Annotated in this window: 17 protein-coding genes and 1 tRNA gene; 12 read left to right on the top strand and 6 right to left on the bottom strand. The window is 59.2% G+C overall.

Going from position 1 to position 17,635, the window contains the following annotated elements:
* The first annotated feature begins 111 nt into the window (after window positions 1–111).
* The 4 genes from LC343_RS17280 to LC343_RS17265 all read left to right on the top strand — a co-directional run bounded on the left by LC343_RS17280 (window position 112) and on the right by LC343_RS17265 (window position 3,780).
* Window positions 112–933 carry an arylamine N-acetyltransferase family protein gene (locus LC343_RS17280; protein ID WP_223478413.1) on the top strand — a complete coding sequence of 274 codons (822 nt, stop codon included), beginning with the start codon at window positions 112–114 and terminating at the stop codon, window positions 931–933.
* Between the two features lie 16 nt (window positions 934–949).
* Window positions 950–1,951 carry an LLM class flavin-dependent oxidoreductase gene (locus LC343_RS17275; RefSeq protein ID WP_223478412.1) on the top strand — a complete coding sequence of 334 codons (1,002 nt, stop codon included), beginning with the start codon at window positions 950–952 and terminating at the stop codon, window positions 1,949–1,951.
* Window positions 1,952–2,022: 71 nt separating this feature from the next.
* Window positions 2,023–2,241, top strand: a complete 219-nt coding sequence (locus LC343_RS17270; RefSeq protein WP_223478411.1) for a hypothetical protein — start codon at window positions 2,023–2,025, stop codon at window positions 2,239–2,241.
* 24 nt (window positions 2,242–2,265) lie between these two features.
* Window positions 2,266–3,780: a peptide ligase PGM1-related protein gene (locus LC343_RS17265; RefSeq protein WP_223478410.1), complete on the top strand. Its 1,515-nt coding sequence runs from the start codon at window positions 2,266–2,268 to the stop codon at window positions 3,778–3,780.
* 40 nt (window positions 3,781–3,820) lie between these two features.
* Here the strand turns inward: LC343_RS17265 and LC343_RS17260 are convergent, their stop codons facing one another.
* The gene (locus tag LC343_RS17260; protein ID WP_223478409.1) at window positions 3,821–5,455 is read right to left on the bottom strand and encodes a BCCT family transporter; all 1,635 of its coding nucleotides are present in this window, start codon (window positions 5,453–5,455) and stop codon (window positions 3,821–3,823) included.
* 47 nt (window positions 5,456–5,502) lie between these two features.
* Window positions 5,503–5,922 carry a universal stress protein gene (locus LC343_RS17255; protein ID WP_223478408.1) on the bottom strand — a complete coding sequence of 140 codons (420 nt, stop codon included), beginning with the start codon at window positions 5,920–5,922 and terminating at the stop codon, window positions 5,503–5,505.
* 483 nt (window positions 5,923–6,405) lie between these two features.
* Here LC343_RS17255 and LC343_RS17250 point away from each other — a divergent pair, with 483 nt between their 5' ends.
* The gene (locus LC343_RS17250) at window positions 6,406–6,858 is read left to right on the top strand and encodes a GNAT family N-acetyltransferase (RefSeq protein ID WP_223478407.1); all 453 of its coding nucleotides are present in this window, start codon (window positions 6,406–6,408) and stop codon (window positions 6,856–6,858) included.
* Window positions 6,859–7,118: 260 nt separating this feature from the next.
* On the opposite strand, the gene LC343_RS17245 is transcribed toward LC343_RS17250, so the two are convergent.
* A tRNA-Glu gene (locus LC343_RS17245) sits at window positions 7,119–7,193 on the bottom strand.
* A 254-nt stretch (window positions 7,194–7,447) separates the two neighbouring features.
* Between LC343_RS17245 and LC343_RS17240 the strand changes: the two genes are divergently transcribed.
* Window positions 7,448–7,786, top strand: a complete 339-nt coding sequence (locus LC343_RS17240) for a hypothetical protein (protein WP_223478406.1) — start codon at window positions 7,448–7,450, stop codon at window positions 7,784–7,786.
* 109 nt (window positions 7,787–7,895) lie between these two features.
* Here the strand turns inward: LC343_RS17240 and LC343_RS17235 are convergent, their stop codons facing one another.
* From LC343_RS17235 to LC343_RS17225, 3 genes are all read right to left on the bottom strand, one after another.
* Window positions 7,896–9,470 (bottom strand): RNA-directed DNA polymerase, encoded by a 1,575-nt coding sequence (locus tag LC343_RS17235; protein ID WP_223478405.1) that lies wholly within the window; start codon window positions 9,468–9,470, stop codon window positions 7,896–7,898.
* A gap of 159 nt (window positions 9,471–9,629) precedes the next feature.
* Window positions 9,630–11,084 (bottom strand): metalloprotease TldD, encoded by a 1,455-nt coding sequence (gene tldD, locus LC343_RS17230; RefSeq protein ID WP_428982586.1) that lies wholly within the window; start codon window positions 11,082–11,084, stop codon window positions 9,630–9,632.
* 42 nt (window positions 11,085–11,126) lie between these two features.
* The gene (locus LC343_RS17225; RefSeq protein WP_428982598.1) at window positions 11,127–11,693 is read right to left on the bottom strand and encodes an invasion associated locus B family protein; all 567 of its coding nucleotides are present in this window, start codon (window positions 11,691–11,693) and stop codon (window positions 11,127–11,129) included.
* 641 nt (window positions 11,694–12,334) lie between these two features.
* Between LC343_RS17225 and coxB the strand changes: the two genes are divergently transcribed.
* From coxB to LC343_RS17195, 6 genes are all read left to right on the top strand, one after another.
* Window positions 12,335–13,210, top strand: a complete 876-nt coding sequence (gene coxB, locus LC343_RS17220; protein WP_223478542.1) for a cytochrome c oxidase subunit II — start codon at window positions 12,335–12,337, stop codon at window positions 13,208–13,210.
* 38 nt (window positions 13,211–13,248) lie between these two features.
* Complete coding sequence (ctaD, locus tag LC343_RS17215; protein ID WP_223478404.1) at window positions 13,249–14,904, top strand: cytochrome c oxidase subunit I; 1,656 nt, start codon at window positions 13,249–13,251, stop codon at window positions 14,902–14,904.
* A 119-nt stretch (window positions 14,905–15,023) separates the two neighbouring features.
* Window positions 15,024–15,953, top strand: a complete 930-nt coding sequence (locus LC343_RS17210; RefSeq protein ID WP_223478403.1) for a heme o synthase — start codon at window positions 15,024–15,026, stop codon at window positions 15,951–15,953.
* A gap of 5 nt (window positions 15,954–15,958) precedes the next feature.
* Window positions 15,959–16,123, top strand: a complete 165-nt coding sequence (locus tag LC343_RS17205; protein WP_223478402.1) for a hypothetical protein — start codon at window positions 15,959–15,961, stop codon at window positions 16,121–16,123.
* Window positions 16,124–16,130: 7 nt separating this feature from the next.
* Complete coding sequence (locus LC343_RS17200) at window positions 16,131–16,733, top strand: cytochrome c oxidase assembly protein (protein ID WP_223478401.1); 603 nt, start codon at window positions 16,131–16,133, stop codon at window positions 16,731–16,733.
* A 14-nt stretch (window positions 16,734–16,747) separates the two neighbouring features.
* On the top strand, window positions 16,748–17,623 hold the full coding sequence (locus LC343_RS17195) for a cytochrome c oxidase subunit 3 (protein WP_223478400.1): 876 nt from the start codon (window positions 16,748–16,750) through the stop codon (window positions 17,621–17,623).
* Window positions 17,624–17,635 lie beyond the last annotated feature (12 nt).

Here is a 17,635-nt window from a genome sequence, read left to right as displayed (position 1 = left end):
CAGGACAATCGATTTAAACACCCGGCCACGGATTGGATTAGCCTCTCCTGACAATTGCAACGCCGGTCATAAATCTCCAAATAGCGGTTTCGAAGCGTATTCGGGTGTTCCATGGATTTCGACAACTACTACCGGCGACTTGGCATCGAGAAACCGGCGCCCGACGCGAACGGGCTTCGCGTGCTGCAATCGGCGCAGATGAATGCCGTCACGTTCGAGAATATCGATCCGTTGCTCGGCATCGTCCCCGATGTATCGATATCGGGCATTTTCGGAAAAGTCGTCGAACACCGGCGGGGCGGGTATTGTTTCGAGGTGAACACGCTTTTCGGTGCGGCGCTTGGCGATGTCGGATTCGTTGCGCGGCGTGTCATGGCACGCGTGAGGAACGGCGCGGCGCAGGGCGCCAATCGCAGTCATCTTGCCTGGCTTGTCAGCATCGATGGCGAGGAATGGCTGGCCGATACCGGATTTGGCGGGGCCGGGGCATCCGTTCCGCTGCGAACCGGTACCCGCGAGACCCAGTCTGCTCCGTCCGGCGACTACCGGCTGCGCGAGGACGAAGACGCGGGTGAACTGGTTCTGGAGCGCCTTACGCCGGAAGGCTGGTTTTCGCTCTACGGTTTCGACCGCGCCTCGGTGCGCGATGCGGATATCGAGGCGGCGAATTTCGTTACCGCGCGATGGGAGAGGGCCCCGTTTCCATCCAACCTCATGCTCAGCCGCCACCGTTCGGATGGCCGCGTCAGCCTGTTGAACACGGCGTTGCGCATCGAGAACCGCGACGGCGTGGCGAAGCGCGCTGTCGGTTCGCTCGACGACCTGCACGACGTTATGACCGAAGAATTCGCCTTGCCCGTCGACCGTTCGCTCACCGAACAGATCTGGCGGCGTCTCGAAACACTGGGCCGTGTGGAACGGCTCGCCGTTTGAACCATTGGAGCGGATGATGATTCCGATTTCCGTCCTCGATCTTTCCCCGATCCCCGATGGCCACAGCGCCGCCGATGCGCTCGATAACACGCTCGATCTCGCGCGCCATGCGGAAGAGTGGGGCTACCGGCGCTTCTGGCTGGCCGAGCACCACAATTCACCCGGCATCGCGAGTGCAGCCACATCCGTGCTGATCGGTCATGTCGCCAATGGGACGAAGACGATCCGTGTCGGCGCGGGTGGCGTCATGCTGCCGAACCATGCGCCGTTGGTCATAGCAGAGCAGTTCGGCACGCTCGCAACGCTCTATCCGGATCGCATCGACCTGGGGCTGGGGCGCGCACCGGGAACCGACATGGCGACCGCCCGGGCCTTGCGCCGCGGTCTCGATCAGGCCGACGGATTTCCCAACGATGTCGTCGAACTGATGGGCTATTTCGAGGACGAACCGCCCGGCGGTGGCCGTGTCCGCGCCATCCCCGGCGCAGGCACGCATGTACCGGTCTGGATCCTTGGTTCGAGCCTTTACGGCGCGCAACTCGCCGCGCATCTCGGGCTCCCCTATGCCTTCGCATCGCATTTTGCACCGGCGGCACTGGAACAGGCGATCGAGGTCTACCGCCGGACTTTCCGGCCGTCGCAATATCTCGACCGTCCGCATTTCATGCTTGCGGTGAATGTTTTCGCTGCACCGACGGACGAAGAAGGGGCATTCCTGCGTACGTCCATGCAACTGGCCTTTGCGCGGTTGCGAACCGGCATGCCCGGCCCGCTGCCGCGCCCGGTCGACAATCTGGACGAACTTCTCACCGTGCAACTGCGCGAGATGGTGGACGAGGCGCTCTCCGTCACGGCCGTCGGCTCGCCCGAGACGGTTCGCAAGGCGCTTCTCGGCTTCGTTGAACGTTACGAACCGGAGGAACTGATCCTGACCGGACAGATCCATGACCATCAGGCACGACTGAGATCGTTCGAGATCGCGGCGCAAGTCATGGCGTCGCTTCCGGCGGATGCTTGATCCGGGACAATTCCCATGCGCGTGCGTCGATGCTACTGATTTCCTGCAACCACTGACCAAGGCGAGTGAAAATGGCGTTCGAAGGACTGATCACACGGCTCAACATGCTGTTCAACGACATGGAGAACCAGCCGGAGGACGATCATGAATTGCTGGAGCAGATCCATCTTGAATTGATGCAGATGAAGGCCACCGGTCAGCCGATGCCGCAGGATCTGGTGGACTTCGAGGAGCGCCTGAACGCCGAATTCCAGAAGCGTGGGCGCACGCCGCCCGCATCCGGCGCCTGAGGACCGGGCAGGGGGGAGGAGTCGATGGCGCAAGGATTCACGGAACCCGGCGACACCGAAGCCTTCCGCGAATTGCAGAAACGCCTTGTTCGCATCTACGAGCGTGTTTTTCCCGACCACCTTCTTCCGCGCACGGTCCTGATCGTACCAAGCCTGTCGCTCGACAACGAGGTTCTGGCCCGCATTGCCGGCGTCCCGCATTACGAGGAACGCCTGCTGTGTCTCCTGTTCCTGTTGCGCATGCCCGAGACGCGGGTCGTCTATGTCACGAGCGCACCGATCGCCGAGGCGACGATCGATTACTATCTCCACCTTCTGGAAGGCGTCCCGCACCGCCATGCGCGCGAGAGGCTCACGCTTCTCAACTGCCAGGATACGTCCGACAGGTCGCTGACGGAGAAGATCCTCGAACGGCCACGCCTCATGAAGCGCATTCGCGCGTCGCTCGGCGACAGTTCGCTCGCCCACATGGCCTGTTATACCGTCTCCGATATCGAACGGCGGCTCGCTCTCGAACTCGATATCCCGATCTATGGCTGCGATCCGGAACTGCTGCCGCTTGGTTCGAAAAGCGGGGGGCGCAAGCTCTTTCGTGAAGCCGGCGTGCTGATGCCGGACGGCTTCGAGGATCTGGACAGCGAGAAGGATATCGTTTCCTCGCTTGCGGAACTGAAACGGCGCAATCCGCAATTGCGGCGTGCCGTCGTGAAGTTCAACGAGGGTTTTTCCGGGGAAGGGAATGCCACGTTCCGCTTCGACGGTTGTCCCGAGAGCGGCACCGAGGAGTGGATCGCCGCGCATCTGCCGCAAATGGAGTTCGGCGCTCATGATGTCGACTGGAATGTGTATCGCTCCAAGTTCCACGAGATGGGAGGCATCGTCGAGGCTTTCGTGGAGGGAGAGGACAAGCGCTCGCCATCGGCGCAGTTCCGCATCGATCCCGCGGGTGAGGTGGAAGCAATCTCAACGCATGACCAGGTTCTCGGCGGACTGACCGACCAGGAATTTCTGGGCGCGCTGTTTCCGGCCGACGAGGCCTATCGTCTCGAGGTGCAGGCCGAAGGATTGAAAGCCGCGAAAGCCTTGTCGAGACAGGGCGTGCTCGGTCGCTTCGCCGTCGATTTCATTTCCGTGCGCGAGGGGGATGGCTGGAAGCACTATGCGATCGAGATCAACCTGCGCAAGGGCGGCACGACGCATCCCTTCATCATGCTGCAGTATCTGACCGATGGTGCTTACGATTCCGCGACGGGCCTGTTCAATACGCCGCAGGGCGAGCCGCGCTACTACTATGCGACCGACAATCTGGAATCGGATTGCTACCGGGGGCTTCTGCCCGAGGACCTGATCGATATCGCCGTTCGAAACGGCATACATTTCCACGGCGCGACCCAGACCGGTGTGGTCTTTCACCTGATCGGCGCGCTTTCGCAGTTCGGCAAGCTGGGGGCGGTCTGCGTCGGCCGCAGCAGGAAGGACGCGGAGGAACTCTACCAGGCAATGGTCGCCATTCTCGACCGTGAATGCGGTGCCGCGTAAATGAAAAAGGCCGCGGGATCACCGCGGCCTTCTTCGATCCTTATCGGGGTTCGCTTCGAAGCCCCTGGAATATCGCCCAACACATCGCCAGCAGCACCAGCGTGAAGGGCAGGCCGGTTGAAATGACCATCGCCTGTAGCGCCGTCAATCCTCCGCCGAGCAGCAGCACGATGGCCACCAAGCCCTCGAAGCTCGCCCAGAACACGCGCTGCGGAACCGGTGCGTCCACCTTGCCGCCGGCCGTGATCGTATCGATCACCAGCGAACCGGAGTCCGACGAGGTGACGAAGAAGACGATCACCAGCACGACGCCGATGAAGGAGGTGAGCCCGGCAAGCGGCAGACCTTCCAGCATGGCGAAGAGCGACAGTTCCGGCGAGTAGCTGTCGATCACATTGGCTTTCACCGCGCTCGTCTCCGGGCTTGTCAGGACCTGGTCGATCGCGGTGCCGCCGAAGACGGCCATCCACATGACGCAGACCAGTGACGGGATCAGCAACACGCAGATGATGAACTCCCGTACGGTGCGGCCGCGCGACACGCGGGCGATGAACATGCCGACGAAGGGCGACCACGAAATCCACCATGCCCAGTAGAAGGACGTCCAGCCCTGCATGTAGCCGGTATCCTCGCGACCGAACGGGTTCGACAGGGCAGGCAGGTCGACGATGTATGCGACGAGGCCTTTGCCGAAATCCGAGACGATCGTGGCGGTCGGGCCAACCAGGAACACGAAGATCAACAGCAGTGCGGCGATCGCCATGTTGATCTCGCTGAGCACCTTGACGCCGCCGTCGAGGCCGCGGACCACCGAAACCAGAGCGATCGACGTAATGCCGATGATCAGGATGACCTGCACGGTCAGGTTGTTCGGAATGCCAAAGACATGTTCCAGACCGGCATTGGCCTGTTGCGCGCCGATACCGAGCGACGTTGTGAGACCAAACAGGGTCGCGAAGACCGCCAGGATATCGATGATGTGGCCCCACCAGCCCCAGACGCGCTCGCCGAGGATCGGGTAGAAGGCCGAGCGCACGGAAAGCGGCAGGCCCTTGTTGTAGCTGAACAGTGCGAGCGCCAGCGCCAGAACGGCATAGATCGCCCATGGATGCAGGCCCCAGTGATAGATTGTCGCCGCGAGGCCCATCTGCCGGGCCGCCTCGACATTCTCCGGAATGAGGACGCCGTCCGCATCGAAGGGCGAGGGGGTGCCGAGCGGCTGGCTGATCGCCATGTGGTAGACCGGCTCGAGCACGCCGAAGAACATCAGCCCGATACCCATGCCGGCGGCGAACAGCATCGCGAACCAGCCGATATAGCTATAGTCCGGCGTCGCTTCCTTGCCGCCAAGCCGGATCGAGCCGTAGGGCGTGAAGATCAGCGCCACCGTGAAGATCACGAAGATATTGCCGGCCAGCAGGAATACCCAGTCGAATGTGCTCGTCAGTGCCGGACGCAGCCAGCCGAAGAAATCCGCAGCCTGCTGCGGAAAGATCAGCGCCACGACGACGAACAATACGATTACGCCGGCCGAAACCGCGAAGACGGGGTTGTGGATATCGAGGCCGAACGGCCCGATCTGTGCTTCGATGTTGTCCTGACCGATTTCGTAATCGGTTTCGATCAGGCCCGCGTCACCCTCGGGTTCCGGAATGCCGGTGGAAGTGTCGCTCATGGGATTTCCTCCCGTTTATGTTTTGAGTGTTGTTGAAATTCGCCGGATCAGCTCGGGCGAACGAGGAAAACCGATGCGTCGGTATGCGTTGCCAGGCGGCCGCCATTCGAAGGCCAGACGTGATCGGCGACATTCGGGATATGCGTCGCCATGACCACGAGATCGCTTTTTGTCTCGTGAACGGCCTTGACCAGCGCGTCGTCGAGCTCGGCGGCCGGGTCGTGACTGACCACGGTTTTGCCGTGGGTCTCGATGCCATGCCGTTCGGCCTGCTCCTTCGCGAATGCCAAGAGCTTTTGCTCGTACTCCGCCGGATTGTGGGCCATCGGGCCGGGCGTCGACGCCGTGACGCCGACATAGGTCACCGGCACCTTGTAGAGTGAAGAAAGATTAGCCGCCGTGTCGAGCGCCTGCGCCAGCTTGTCGGCGTGCGCGAGGTCCACGGGCACCATGATTTTGTGATACATTGGCTCTCCCCGTCATATGTGAGGCATTGCTTAAGCTTTGCCGATATTGTGTTTTTTGCATCAGGCTGGCGGGTTTGACAGCCGGTTGCTATTCCGCAAACGGAGATTGACGTTCCGATTACGACGCGAGGCTAACGCGGCATCCATCGCGCTGTAAACCGCCCGGCCGGAAGTTCCCAGGATTGTGCGAGGAACTGTCCGCAAGCACGCTCCACTATCGCTGATCAGCCCCGTCTGAATGCCATTTCATGCCGCTCGGATCTTGTGGCGTCATGCAGCTATGGCTCCTCCGAAAGAGGCCGTGACAGCGGCACGAAGCCCTGAGCCCCGTGCGTTTATTGACAGCCTCGGGCCAACTGATATGGGTGCGACGAGTCCATGGAAGGAGCTTGATGCACAGAGGCTTGGATTGAACCGCATGGAGCGGAATCGCTCGGCACCGCGTGTGCCGATCCAATTGTGCATGAATTCTATGGAGTTCTCATGGAGAACCAGGACGTAATAATCCGGCCGTTTGACGCGGCAGCGGACACCGAAAAACTGTCAGGCATCTGGCTCGACGCATCTCTGAGAGCGCATCCGTTTATCGGTCGGCCAAGGCTTCTGGAGCAGCGGCCGTTGATCGAGGACGAGTACCTCCCGAAATCAGAGACCTGGGTCGCCTGTCATGCGGGCGAGCCGGTGGGTTTCATCAGCCTGTTGGGCAGTTTCATCGGCGCGATTTTCATAGAACCGAACTGGCAGGGCCAAGGCGTTGGCCGCAAGCTGATTGCCCATGCTCTTGAACGCAAGAGCGAGCTGTCGCTCGAAGTCTACACCCGGAACGAACAGGCCCTTCACTTCTATGCCGCTCTCGGATTCGAGGAGGTTTCCCGGCGCGATGTGGATGATTTTGGCTACCCCTTCGAGAATGCAGTTCTGATGCTCAAGGGTTGAGCGCATGACCGGGCAGGGCGTTCTGCCCGGTCATTTCACGCGAGCGAATCGGCCTCAGCGAATCACCCATCGGGTTCGAACGACAGCTGAAGGTGAGCATCGAGGGCGTCTGTCAAACTCGGTGCTATTCAATGTGGGGTGTCTGCGGCCGATCATCGATGACCGATTGTGATGGGTGAATCCAAGCACCGGGTTCCATCGCGACGTTCCGCGAATGCTGCACATAGAGCAGAGATGATCGGCCAAGTGATGGAAATCGCTGGTACTCCCAAGGGGAATCGAACCCCTGTTTCCGCCGTGAGAGGGCGGCGTCCTAACCGCTAGACGATGGGAGCGTGCGCGGAAGAGGCGCATATAGGCACAAGCGCGAGCGAGGTCAATCCCGCTTGGCCGGCCGCGTCAGATATCTTCGACGAACGCCTTCAGCATGTCGCGCACCGGATCGATCGCACGGACCATGACCGCGTCGCCCGAACAAGGAAATTTCTGAGCAGCCTTGCGCCGAGAGCCTCCTTCGTTTGCTTGACGACAACACCGCGATCGGCTGCTTATTGTTTCCCGGAAACGGACCGAAATCGGAGATCGTCCAATGAAGCCGGCAGACTTGGCGGGTATCGCGATCCATTCGGAATCGCTCGATGAGATCCGCGCTGCACTCGACGCAAGTCTTGGCGCGGCCGAAGCATGGCGCGGAGAAATCGCCGATGACGACGAAATCGCCTTCCTGATAAGCGAATGCGCCCATGCCATAGGCCATGTCGCGCGGCGTTTCGCGGTACTCGACGTCTCGGCTTTGCGCCGGGTTGTCGCTCTCGGCACGACGCATGAAAGCAACATCACTGTCCTGGGCGGGATCCAGGACATGTGGGACGATATAGGCCATTTCCTGCCGGAAACAGTCCGCCCGCCCGCAACGATAGACGACTAAGGAGAGAGCTTAGCGCTCGGTGCCGCCAACCGTCATCGCGTCCATCCGGAGATGCGGCTGGCCGACGCCGAAAGCGAATTTTCAACATTCAGAGAGTAGAATTAATATATTAGATTGATCTCTGTGATAGATAATAAAGTATGTTTTTCAATCTAGACTTCTCTATTTTTCTGTTAACAACTTTGAATTCTCTCGCTACAGACTCTTCTTTGCTTTCTATAAGTTTGCTGGAATCGTAAAATTCTACGTTTTTAGACTTTAAAACACTAAAATGTGTATGATTGCTAACGTGATTCAAAGGAGATGGAAGCCAGTTTTTTAAGTCCGCTTCGTAAGCGAGCAGCCACATTGATGAATGTAGCGAGTCAGGATTCATAAATGAAGACCAGAATGCAGTATCAACATTCCCTTTTATGAGCCCTTTATTCCTTAAGTCGAGAGTTAGAAGAGCGCAAACTGAACTCTCCAATTTAGATACCAAATTTATAGTGGCTTCCTCGATTGTTATTTCTAAGCTTTTTGCAAGAAATAAGACCCACGCGATTTCACCATGAAAGCCAACTGGAGCGCAACGTTGTATGGTATCGTGAATAAACTTGCGGATTTTTTGTTGTGAAGCTTCTGGGCGTTGATGGTTGGTGGCTAAAATTTGCGTTACTATAGGAATCGTTGTTTGATTGGCTCGCGCGGCTCGCAGTAGATAGTTTTCAAAAATCTCGGTGTTTTCGTTTCTAATAGTAAATGACCTGGCTAATTTTATAGCATAGAATAAAACATTCTCATTTGGATAATTCGTCGAGTAATTGAATGCTTTAGTAAAAAATGTTTGTAGGTCGTAAGCTTGTGACTTGACAGTGTTCCTAACTACAGTGCTCCGGATATCTGATGGCCACAGTTCCTGGAGCGAATCCATCGGTTCGATAATTCGTGTTTTTTCGTGGTTCAACTCAAGCTCGAACTTAAGGGACGAACTTGAAAGAAAAGCGATGGCGTCTTCCGCCTCACCGGCCGTATCATATCCAATGAACCAGTCGTCAACATAACGAAAAACTTGTTCAGCTGTGACTCCCTCGGAGGCGAGAAATCCTTTTTCGATAGACACGGCGACAATTTCTGAAATTATCCGCGAAGTATCTGGTCCTACTGGGATGCCAAGCGTCTGGTTATCCTGACCTTTTCGCAAGTGGCGATCCAGTTTCTCTCCCAAGCTATTAGCTAGCGCCTGAGTATGGAGATTGGCTTTGCACCAATCTTTTCCATGCAAAGCCCATGGGATTACATGGGTGTATATTGTCCCATAGAAACGAGAAATGTCTGACAGCAAGATGTGATTGTATGTAGAGCCGACATCCAGTCTCTTTAATGCAATAAAATCGAAATCGGGCTTAGGCACCGCTCGCTCAGCGTCGTCAAGAATTGTTGGTGTATCGAGTGAAACTTGAGATGTAGAAATGTGTTTATAGATCTCCTGCCAATTCCTCGATATCAGATCGCATAACAGGGTTTGAGGAATCGGATTTACGACGGCCAAACGACGTCTTTGACGTCCAAGCCGCGGATACGAATATGATTCGAAGTTGAAGGGCTTTGGGGCTTGCAGCGGATTCCAGCAAGCTAGGATGCTTTCCCTGTATCTAGCAAGTTTATAGGTCACGAACGGCGGGGGGAGTTCTTCCGGAAACATCCCTCTTTCCAGCAGCAAACTAAACCGCTTTGATCTACTTAACGACACAAGTAAGGCCTTTAGCTATTGCAATAGGCACGGTCGCATTTGTAGTTTTGGCATGTCAATGCCGTGGGATGGACCTCAGGTCGATATTGGTCTTTACCTAAAAAGGTAGCCTTAGCGCTCGGTGCCGCCGACCGTCATCTGATCCATGCGCAAATGCGGCTGGCCGACGCCGACGGGCACGCCCTGTCCGGCCTTTCCACACATGCCGATACCGGTATCGAGTGCCATGTCGTTTCCGACCATGGAGACGCGGTGCATGGCGTCAGGGCCGTTTCCGATCAGCATCGCGCCCTTGACCGGATACGTCACCTTGCCGTTCTCGATCATGTAGGCCTCGGTGCAGCCGAAGACGAACTTGCCGGAGGTGATGTCGACCTGGCCGCCGCCGAACGAGACCGCGTAAATGCCCTTGTCGACCGAAGCGATGATTTCCTCCGGGCTCTTGTCGCCGCCGAGCATGTAGGTGTTGGTCATGCGCGGCATCGGCACGTGAGCGTAGGATTCGCGGCGTCCGTTGCCGGTCGGCTTGACGCCCATCAGGCGCGCGTTTTGCCGGTCCTGCATGTAGCCGACGAGTTTGCCGTCCTCGATCAGTACGTTGTAGCCAGACGGTGTCCCCTCGTCGTCGATAGAAAGAGAGCCGCGCCGGTTTTCGATCGTACCGTCATCGACGACAGTGACGCCCTTCGCCGCGACCTGTTCGCCCATCAATCCGGCGAATGCGGAGGTGCCCTTGCGGTTGAAATCGCCCTCAAGGCCGTGGCCGACGGCCTCGTGCAACATCACGCCCGGCCAGCCAGCGCCGAGCACGATGTCGAATGTGCCGGCCGGGGCGGGTTTCGCGTCGAGATTGACCAGTGCCTGCCGCAACGCCTGGTCGGCGCCGTGCTTCCAGGTGTCGGTGGCGATGAATTCGCCGAATTCCTGTCGGCCGCCCATGCCATGCGAGCCGCTCTCCTGCCGGTCGCCGTCACCGACGATGACCGAGATGTTGACGCGGGTCAGCGGCCGCACGTCCTTGGCGAAATGGCCGTCGGCACGCAGGATTTCCACCACCTGCCATGAAGCGGCCAGCGACGCGCTGACCTGGCGAACACGCGGATCCTTCGCCCTCAGGTAGGCATCGATCTCGGTCAGCAACTTGACCTTCGTCTCGAAGGAAGGCTCGCCGATCGGGTTGGCGTCGCCGTAGAGCTTGCGGTTCGTGCCCTGGGGTGCGTCGGAATACTTGCCCGAATAGCCGGTGGTCACCGCGCCAACCGCGTCCGCCGCGCGTTTCAGTGCTGCTAGCGAAAGTTCGCCGGATTCGGCGTAACCGACGGCATCGCCGGCGACCGAGCGCAGGCCGAAGCCGCGTCCGGTATTGAAAGACCCGGTCTTCAGGCGTCCATTGTCGAACATCAATTGTTCGGATTCGCGGTGCTCGACGAACAGCTCGCCGTCGTCGGCTTTTTCCAGCGCATCGGCGACGACGCCTTGCAGCGTCTCCTTCGGCACATCGAAGGCGTTGATCAGGTCGGGAATGGAATCGGCGGGCATGGACAGTCCTTTCGTCTCACGACTCATTTAGGCGTCGTGAGGCGAGGGGACAACCGTTGTCGCCCGGGATCAGGGCAGCGCCCGGTATCCGTCGGTAAAGCCGGTGAGATCGACGGGGATGCCGATGCCTTCCTCGGGTGTCTGGAAGACGTAGAATGTGGCGCTATTGCCTTCCGACAATGCCTTGATCAGCGTGTCTTCGAGGATCACTTCGGCATAGCAGCCATCGGTGAAGCAGCGAACGAAATATGCGCGGCCGATGTCATTGCCGTCGATATTGAGGCCAAGCCCGTTCGGCAGCAGAACGCCGAGCGGAGCGAGAACGCGCAGGATCCGGGCCTTCTTGTCGGCAGTCTTCAGGACCACCACGGACAAGCCGAATTCCTCGCGGTCGGCAGCCACGACATTCTGCATGAGCACGCATTGCTCGTTGGTTGCACCTGGCGGCAGGTCGCAGACGATTGACCATGCGCCATGCGTGGCGCGCACGTTGGAGGGCTGGATCGAACCTCCCGCGCCGACCTGCGCGACTTTCACACCATCTACGGGTTCCGGATCCGGCTTGCGGGTCTGCAGCGGCGCGCCCGTGCCGAGATCGATCGGACCGACCGACGCGACTTCCCGGGCCGTCCGCATATAACCGGCGTCCATGCCCCGATTGGTCGAGGCCGTTTGGCTATCGGCCGGTTGTGTCAGGTGGTCATGGGCAAGATAGCCGGCGGCCCCGAGCATCAGCGCAAAGCCGGCCGCGATCACGCGCAGTTTTCCGTGGCCGGTTTTTTGTCCGCGCTGAAATCGGTCGTTTGTGTGCTGCATCGTTTTATCAGTCATGTCGGCGGCCATCAGAGTTTCCCGTCCGGTGTCGATCGTCTATCGGCAAGGCTGTGTTTCACCTGATTCGGCGAAAATCACCTCGGCTGGTCGATTCGGTCCGCTCTTTTATCGCAGGCCGCAGTGAAAGGGAACGAGCCCCGGGAGCGGGAATTCGAACCCTCACATTCTCATATCCCGACCCTTGGGAGAGCTTCACACATGCTTTCTGGTCGAAATCATGGCATGCGCGTTTTTTTGTCGCGGTGACGACTTGGCAAACAGGTCAATATCGCCAATAAGCCCCCGTGTTGCGGCCCTTCGACGCGCAAAATGACGCACGGTTTCGACTTGTGTTTCAGTTGCGCGTAAAAGCGGTCTGTGATTGATACAGGTCAAAGACGGGCTCTTTTCCGTCCGGCGCAGCCGAGGCAACGGCCGCGCGATGATTGGGAGTTAACAACGTGCTGAATAAACCGGCCTGGCTTGCAGGCATCGTTTCCATCGCGACCGCGTTGTCGTCGGGCGCTGCCTTCGCCGCTCAACCGACCCCGTGGCAGACGGACTTGCAGCCGGCAGCGACCGGCATCATGCACGAGATTCGCTGGTTCGAGGAATACACGCTGTGGTTCCTCATTCCGATCGTGCTGTTGGTTCTGGCGCTGCTGGTTTACGTCATCATGCGTTATAACAAACGCAGCAATCCGACGCCGTCGCGTACCAGCCACAACACGATGATCGAGATCATCTGGACTGTCGGTCCGGTGCTGATCCTTCTGTTCTTCGCGGTGCCGTCCTTCCAGTTGCTCACCGCGCAATACACGCCCGAAGGTGAACCCGAACTCACCATCAAGGCGACCGGGTACCAGTGGTACTGGGGCTACGAATATCAGGGCGATGAGGGCGAGGATGTCTCCTTCGATGCGCTTCTGCTGCGCGAAGAAGATCGCGCCGATTATGGCAAGGAAGACAAGGCGGTCTATCCGCGCCTTCTCGCAGTCGACAACGAGATCGTCGTGCCGGTGGACACGACCGTGCGCCTGCTGGTCACAGCCGGTGATGTGCTCCATTCCTGGGCGATGCCTGCCTTCGGCGTGAAGATGGACGCCGTGCCGGGTCGCCTCAACGAGACGTGGTTCCGTGTCGAGGAAGAGGGCATTTATTACGGTCAGTGCTCGGAGCTTTGCGGCAAGGATCACGCATTCATGCCGATCGCCGTACGTGCCGTTTCGCGCGAGCAGTATGATGGCTGGCTCGCCGCCGCACGCGACGACGTCGGTGCCGCGAACAGAGATTTGATGGCTGCCATCGACGCGCAGCGCCAACTGGCTTCCGCTGAATAAGCGGCTGGCCGGAGTATTTTTCGAGGAGCATGCAAGACATGGCTGGATCAATCGCCCATGACGCCCATGCCGACCACAAGCCCCAGGGTTTCGTGCGTCGCTGGATGTTTTCGACCAACCACAAGGATATCGGAACGCTGTACCTGATCTTCGCGATCACGGCCGGCGTCATCGGTGGCTTCCTGTCCGTCATGATGCGGTGGGAGCTTGCCGAGCCGGGCATTCAGATATTCCACGGGCTGGCTTCGATGGTCTACGGGGTCGAAGGCGACAGCGCCCTGGATGCCGGCAAGCACATGTATAACGTGTTCACGACCGGCCACGGCCTCATCATGATCTTCTTCATGGTCATGCCGGCGCTGATCGGCGGTTTCGCCAACTGGATGGTGCCGATCATGATCGGCGCGCCGGACATGGCGTTCCCGCGCATGAACAACATCTCCTTCTGGCTGCTGCCGCCGGCCTTCATCCTGCTGCTGATTTCCATCTTCATGCCGTCCGCTCCTGGCGCGCATGGTGTGGGCGGCGGCTGGACGATCTATCCGCCGTTGTCGACATCCGGCCAGCCGGGACCGGCGATGGATTTCGCGATCCTGTCGCTGCATATTGCCGGCGCGTCCTCGATCCTTGGCGCGATCAACTTCATCACCACCATCTTCAACATGCGCGCGCCGGGCATGACCCTGCACAAGATGCCGCTGTTTGCATGGTCGGTGCTGATCACGGCCTTCCTGCTGCTGCTGTCGCTGCCGGTTCTGGCGGGTGGCATCACCATGCTGCTGACCGACCGCAATTTCGGCACGGCCTTCTTCGCGCCCGAAGGCGGCGGTGACCCGATCCTGTTCCAGCACCTGTTCTGGTTCTTCGGTCACCCGGAAGTCTACATCCTGATCCTGCCGGGCTTCGGCATCATCAGCCACATCGTTTCGACCTTCTCGAAAAAGCCGGTCTTCGGCTATCTCGGCATGGCCTACGCCATGGTCGCCATCGGCGTGGTCGGCTTCATCGTGTGGGCACACCACATGTACACGACCGGACTGTCGCTCGACACGCAGCGCTACTTCGTGTTCGCGACGATGGTCATCGCGGTGCCGACCGGGGTGAAGATCTTCTCGTGGATCGCCACCATGTGGGGCGGATCGATCGAGATGAGGACCCCGATGCTGTGGGCGATCGGCTTCATCTTCCTGTTCACCGTCGGCGGCGTGACGGGCGTTCAGCTCGCCAATGCCGGTCTCGACCGCGCTCTGCATGACACCTACTATGTCGTGGCGCACTTCCACTACGTGCTGTCGCTGGGTGCGGTCTTCGCGATCTTCGCGGCCTGGTACTACTGGTTCCCGAAGATGTTCGGCTACATGTACTCGCCGTTCATCGCGCGGACCCATTTCTGGGTGACCTTCATCGGCGTGAACCTGATCTTCTTCCCGCAGCACTTCCTCGGTCTGGCCGGCATGCCGCGCCGCTACATCGACTATCCGGATGCGTTTGCGGGCTGGAACCAGATTTCCTCCTACGGGTCTTACCTGTCGGCGATCGGTGTCCTGATCTTCCTCTATGGTGTTTGGGAAGCCTTCGCCAAGAAGCGCGAGGCGGGTGACAATCCGTGGGGCGAGGGTGCGACGACGCTGGAATGGCAGCTTTCCTCGCCGCCCCCGTACCACCAGTGGGAGCAGCTGCCGCGCATCAAGTAAGACCGGCGGCAAGAAACGAGAAACTGGTTGCCCGGCGCATTGCTCCGGGCAACTGCACAAAAAGGTCTCCTGTGGCCGACAAGTAGGGTGAAAAGCCCGACGGGACCGGACTGGACAGAATGGCGTTAGTCGAAAACATCCAGAGCAACGAGGCGCGCATCTCCGAGGCGATGCCCGGAGACTACTTCGCGCTGCTCAAGCCGCGCGTGATGTCGCTGGTCGTGTTCACGGCCTTTGTCGGCATGATGCTCGCACCCGGCTCGATCAATCCGTTGATCGCATTGATCGCCATCCTGGCGATCGCCGTGGGCGGCGGCGCATCGGGCGCGTTGAACATGTGGTACGACGCCGATATCGACGCCGTCATGACGCGCACGAAGAAGCGTCCGATTCCCGCCGGCCGGATCGCCGGTGGCGAGGCGCTGGCGTTCGGCCTGGTCCTGTCTGTCTTTTCGGTGCTGACGCTTGGCACGCTGACCAACTGGGTTGCCGGCGGACTGCTCGCCTTTACGATCTTCTTTTACGCCGTCATCTATACGATGTGGCTGAAGCGTTCCACGCCGCAGAACATCGTTATTGGCGGCGCGGCCGGCGCGTTTCCTCCCATGATCGGTTGGGCGGCTGTGACTGGCGGAATTAGCCTGGAAAGCGTCGTCCTGTTCCTGATCATCTTTCTGTGGACGCCGCCGCATTTCTGGGCGCTGGCGCTATTCAAGCTGCGCGACTACGACATGGCCAAGGTGCCGATGCTGCCGAACGTCGCGGGCGAGCGCCATACCAAGCTTCAGATCGTCGCCTATTCGCTGGTGTTGGCCGTAGTCGCCGTATCGCCTTGGCCGCTCGGTCTGGCGGGGCCTGTCTACGGAGCTGTTTCCATCCTGCTCGGGCTCAATTTCCTTCGCCATGCCATTGCTGTCTGGCGCATGCCCGATGGCGATGCCACTATGGTTCCGGCCAAGAAGCTGTTCGGCTTCTCGCTCGTCTACCTTGCTTCCCTGTTCTCGGTATTACTGGGCGAAGCGCTTGTCATGAAAGTGCTGGCGGGGTGATCGCGATGGCCGAAAACAAGCAGGATACGGTCGAGATGACCGATGCGCAGAAGAAGGCGCAGCGCCGCCGCTCTGTCGCTCTCGGCCTCGTCCTCGCGGCTTTCGTCGTTATCATCTATGTCGGCTCATGGGCCAAGATGGGCGCCTCGCTCTTCGACCGTTCTCTGTGAGGCATTGATGACCCAGGCAACCGCACAATCGAAGAGTAGCCGCCGCAACGGTCTGATCGCCGCGATCGGTCTCGGCATTGCCGTCGGCATGGTCGGCATGGCTTACGCTTCGGTGCCGCTCTATCGCCTTTTCTGCCAGGTGACCGGCTATGGCGGCACGACGCAGCGCGCGCAGACGGCGGGGATCCAGGTCCTCGACCAAACGATCAAGGTTCGTTTCGACGCAAATACCGCAGGCGTGAACTGGGATTTCAAGCCAAACCAACGCCAGGTCGAATTGAAGATCGGCGAAACCATGCAGGTTGGCTACACGGCGCACAACAATTCGGCCCAGACAATAACGGGCACGGCAACATTCAACGTGACTCCGCAGTCGGCGGGCGCCTACTTCAACAAGATCGAGTGTTTCTGCTTCACGGAGCAGACGCTTGTTCCAGGCGAAACCGCCGACATGCCCATCGTGTTCTTCATCGACCCGGACATCTTGAAATCCGAGGAACTGAAGGACATCGATACGCTGACGCTTTCCTACACCTTCTTTCCAGTTGACGAACCGAAGCCTGTCGCGCAATCAAACATCGGCGCGGACGTCACGCGAACAATACAGTAACCGGGGATAGCCACATGGCCGACGCACACACCAAACATCACGATTATCACATCATTGATCCGAGTCCCTGGCCGCTCTTCGGCTCGATCGGCGCTTTGGTGATGGCGATTGGCGGTATCGGCTGGATGCAGTCCCTGCAGGGCAATGAGTTCGGCCTGCTCGGTATTCCGCTGGACAATCCCTGGGTGTTCTTCATCGGCCTTCTGATCGTGCTCTACACGATGTTCGGCTGGTGGGGCGACACGATCAAGGAAGCCCATCAGGGGCATCATACCAAGGTGGTCTCGCTTCACCTGCGCTATGGCATGATCATGTTCATCGCCTCGGAGGTCATGTTCTTCGTTGCCTGGTTCTGGGCCGTCTTCGACGCCAGCCTGTTCTATGACGAGGCAATTCAGGTCATGCGCCTCGAATACACCGGCGGAACATGGCCGCCGGCTGGCCTGGAAGTGCTCGATCCGCTGCACCTGCCGCTCTACAACACGGTTATCCTGCTTCTTTCCGGCACCACGGTCACCTGGGCGCACCATGCACTCTTGCACGACGACCGCAGCGGCCTGAAATGGGGATTGGCGCTGACGATCGTGCTCGGCATCCTGTTCTCCAGCGTGCAGGCCTACGAATATATTCATGCGCCCTATTCGTTCACGGGCTCGCTTTATGGCGCGACCTTCTTCATGGCGACGGGCTTCCATGGCTTCCACGTGCTGGTCGGAACGATCTTCCTTCTGGTCTGCTTTTTCCGGGCGCTGGCCGGTGATTTCACGCCCAAGCAGCATTTCGGCTTCGAGGCCGCCGCCTGGTACTGGCATTTCGTTGACGTCGTCTGGCTGTTCCTGTTCCTCGTGATCTATGTCTGGGGATCGTGGGGCGCACCGATCGCGCATTGACGATCCGGGACG

It is taken from the genome of Oricola indica (assembly GCF_019966595.1).
GTDB lineage: Bacteria > Pseudomonadota > Alphaproteobacteria > Rhizobiales > Rhizobiaceae > Oricola > Oricola indica.
The sequence above is the reverse complement of the archived record's forward strand: the minus strand, read 5'-3'. Positions and strand labels throughout refer to the sequence as shown.

Excerpts from the sequence above, each read along its gene's own strand:
- tldD (WP_428982586.1), bottom strand. The coding sequence starts at position 11,084 with ATGAGTCGTGAGACGAAAGGACTGTCCATGCCCGCCGATTCCATTCCC.
- LC343_RS17195 (WP_223478400.1), top strand. The coding sequence starts at position 16,748 with ATGGCCGACGCACACACCAAACATCACGATTATCACATCATTGATCCG.
- LC343_RS17265 (WP_223478410.1), top strand. The coding sequence starts at position 2,266 with ATGGCGCAAGGATTCACGGAACCCGGCGACACCGAAGCCTTCCGCGAA.
- LC343_RS17255 (WP_223478408.1), bottom strand. The coding sequence starts at position 5,922 with ATGTATCACAAAATCATGGTGCCCGTGGACCTCGCGCACGCCGACAAG.
- LC343_RS17250 (WP_223478407.1), top strand. The coding sequence starts at position 6,406 with ATGGAGAACCAGGACGTAATAATCCGGCCGTTTGACGCGGCAGCGGAC.
- LC343_RS17240 (WP_223478406.1), top strand. The coding sequence starts at position 7,448 with ATGAAGCCGGCAGACTTGGCGGGTATCGCGATCCATTCGGAATCGCTC.
- LC343_RS17200 (WP_223478401.1), top strand. The coding sequence starts at position 16,131 with ATGACCCAGGCAACCGCACAATCGAAGAGTAGCCGCCGCAACGGTCTG.
- LC343_RS17225 (WP_428982598.1), bottom strand. The coding sequence starts at position 11,693 with ATGCGGACGGCCCGGGAAGTCGCGTCGGTCGGTCCGATCGATCTCGGC.
- LC343_RS17280 (WP_223478413.1), top strand. The coding sequence starts at position 112 with ATGGATTTCGACAACTACTACCGGCGACTTGGCATCGAGAAACCGGCG.
- LC343_RS17210 (WP_223478403.1), top strand. The coding sequence starts at position 15,024 with ATGGCGTTAGTCGAAAACATCCAGAGCAACGAGGCGCGCATCTCCGAG.
- LC343_RS17205 (WP_223478402.1), top strand. The coding sequence starts at position 15,959 with ATGGCCGAAAACAAGCAGGATACGGTCGAGATGACCGATGCGCAGAAG.
- LC343_RS17270 (WP_223478411.1), top strand. The coding sequence starts at position 2,023 with ATGGCGTTCGAAGGACTGATCACACGGCTCAACATGCTGTTCAACGAC.
- ctaD (WP_223478404.1), top strand. The coding sequence starts at position 13,249 with ATGGCTGGATCAATCGCCCATGACGCCCATGCCGACCACAAGCCCCAG.
- LC343_RS17260 (WP_223478409.1), bottom strand. The coding sequence starts at position 5,455 with ATGAGCGACACTTCCACCGGCATTCCGGAACCCGAGGGTGACGCGGGC.
- LC343_RS17275 (WP_223478412.1), top strand. The coding sequence starts at position 950 with ATGATTCCGATTTCCGTCCTCGATCTTTCCCCGATCCCCGATGGCCAC.
- LC343_RS17235 (WP_223478405.1), bottom strand. The coding sequence starts at position 9,470 with ATGTTTCCGGAAGAACTCCCCCCGCCGTTCGTGACCTATAAACTTGCT.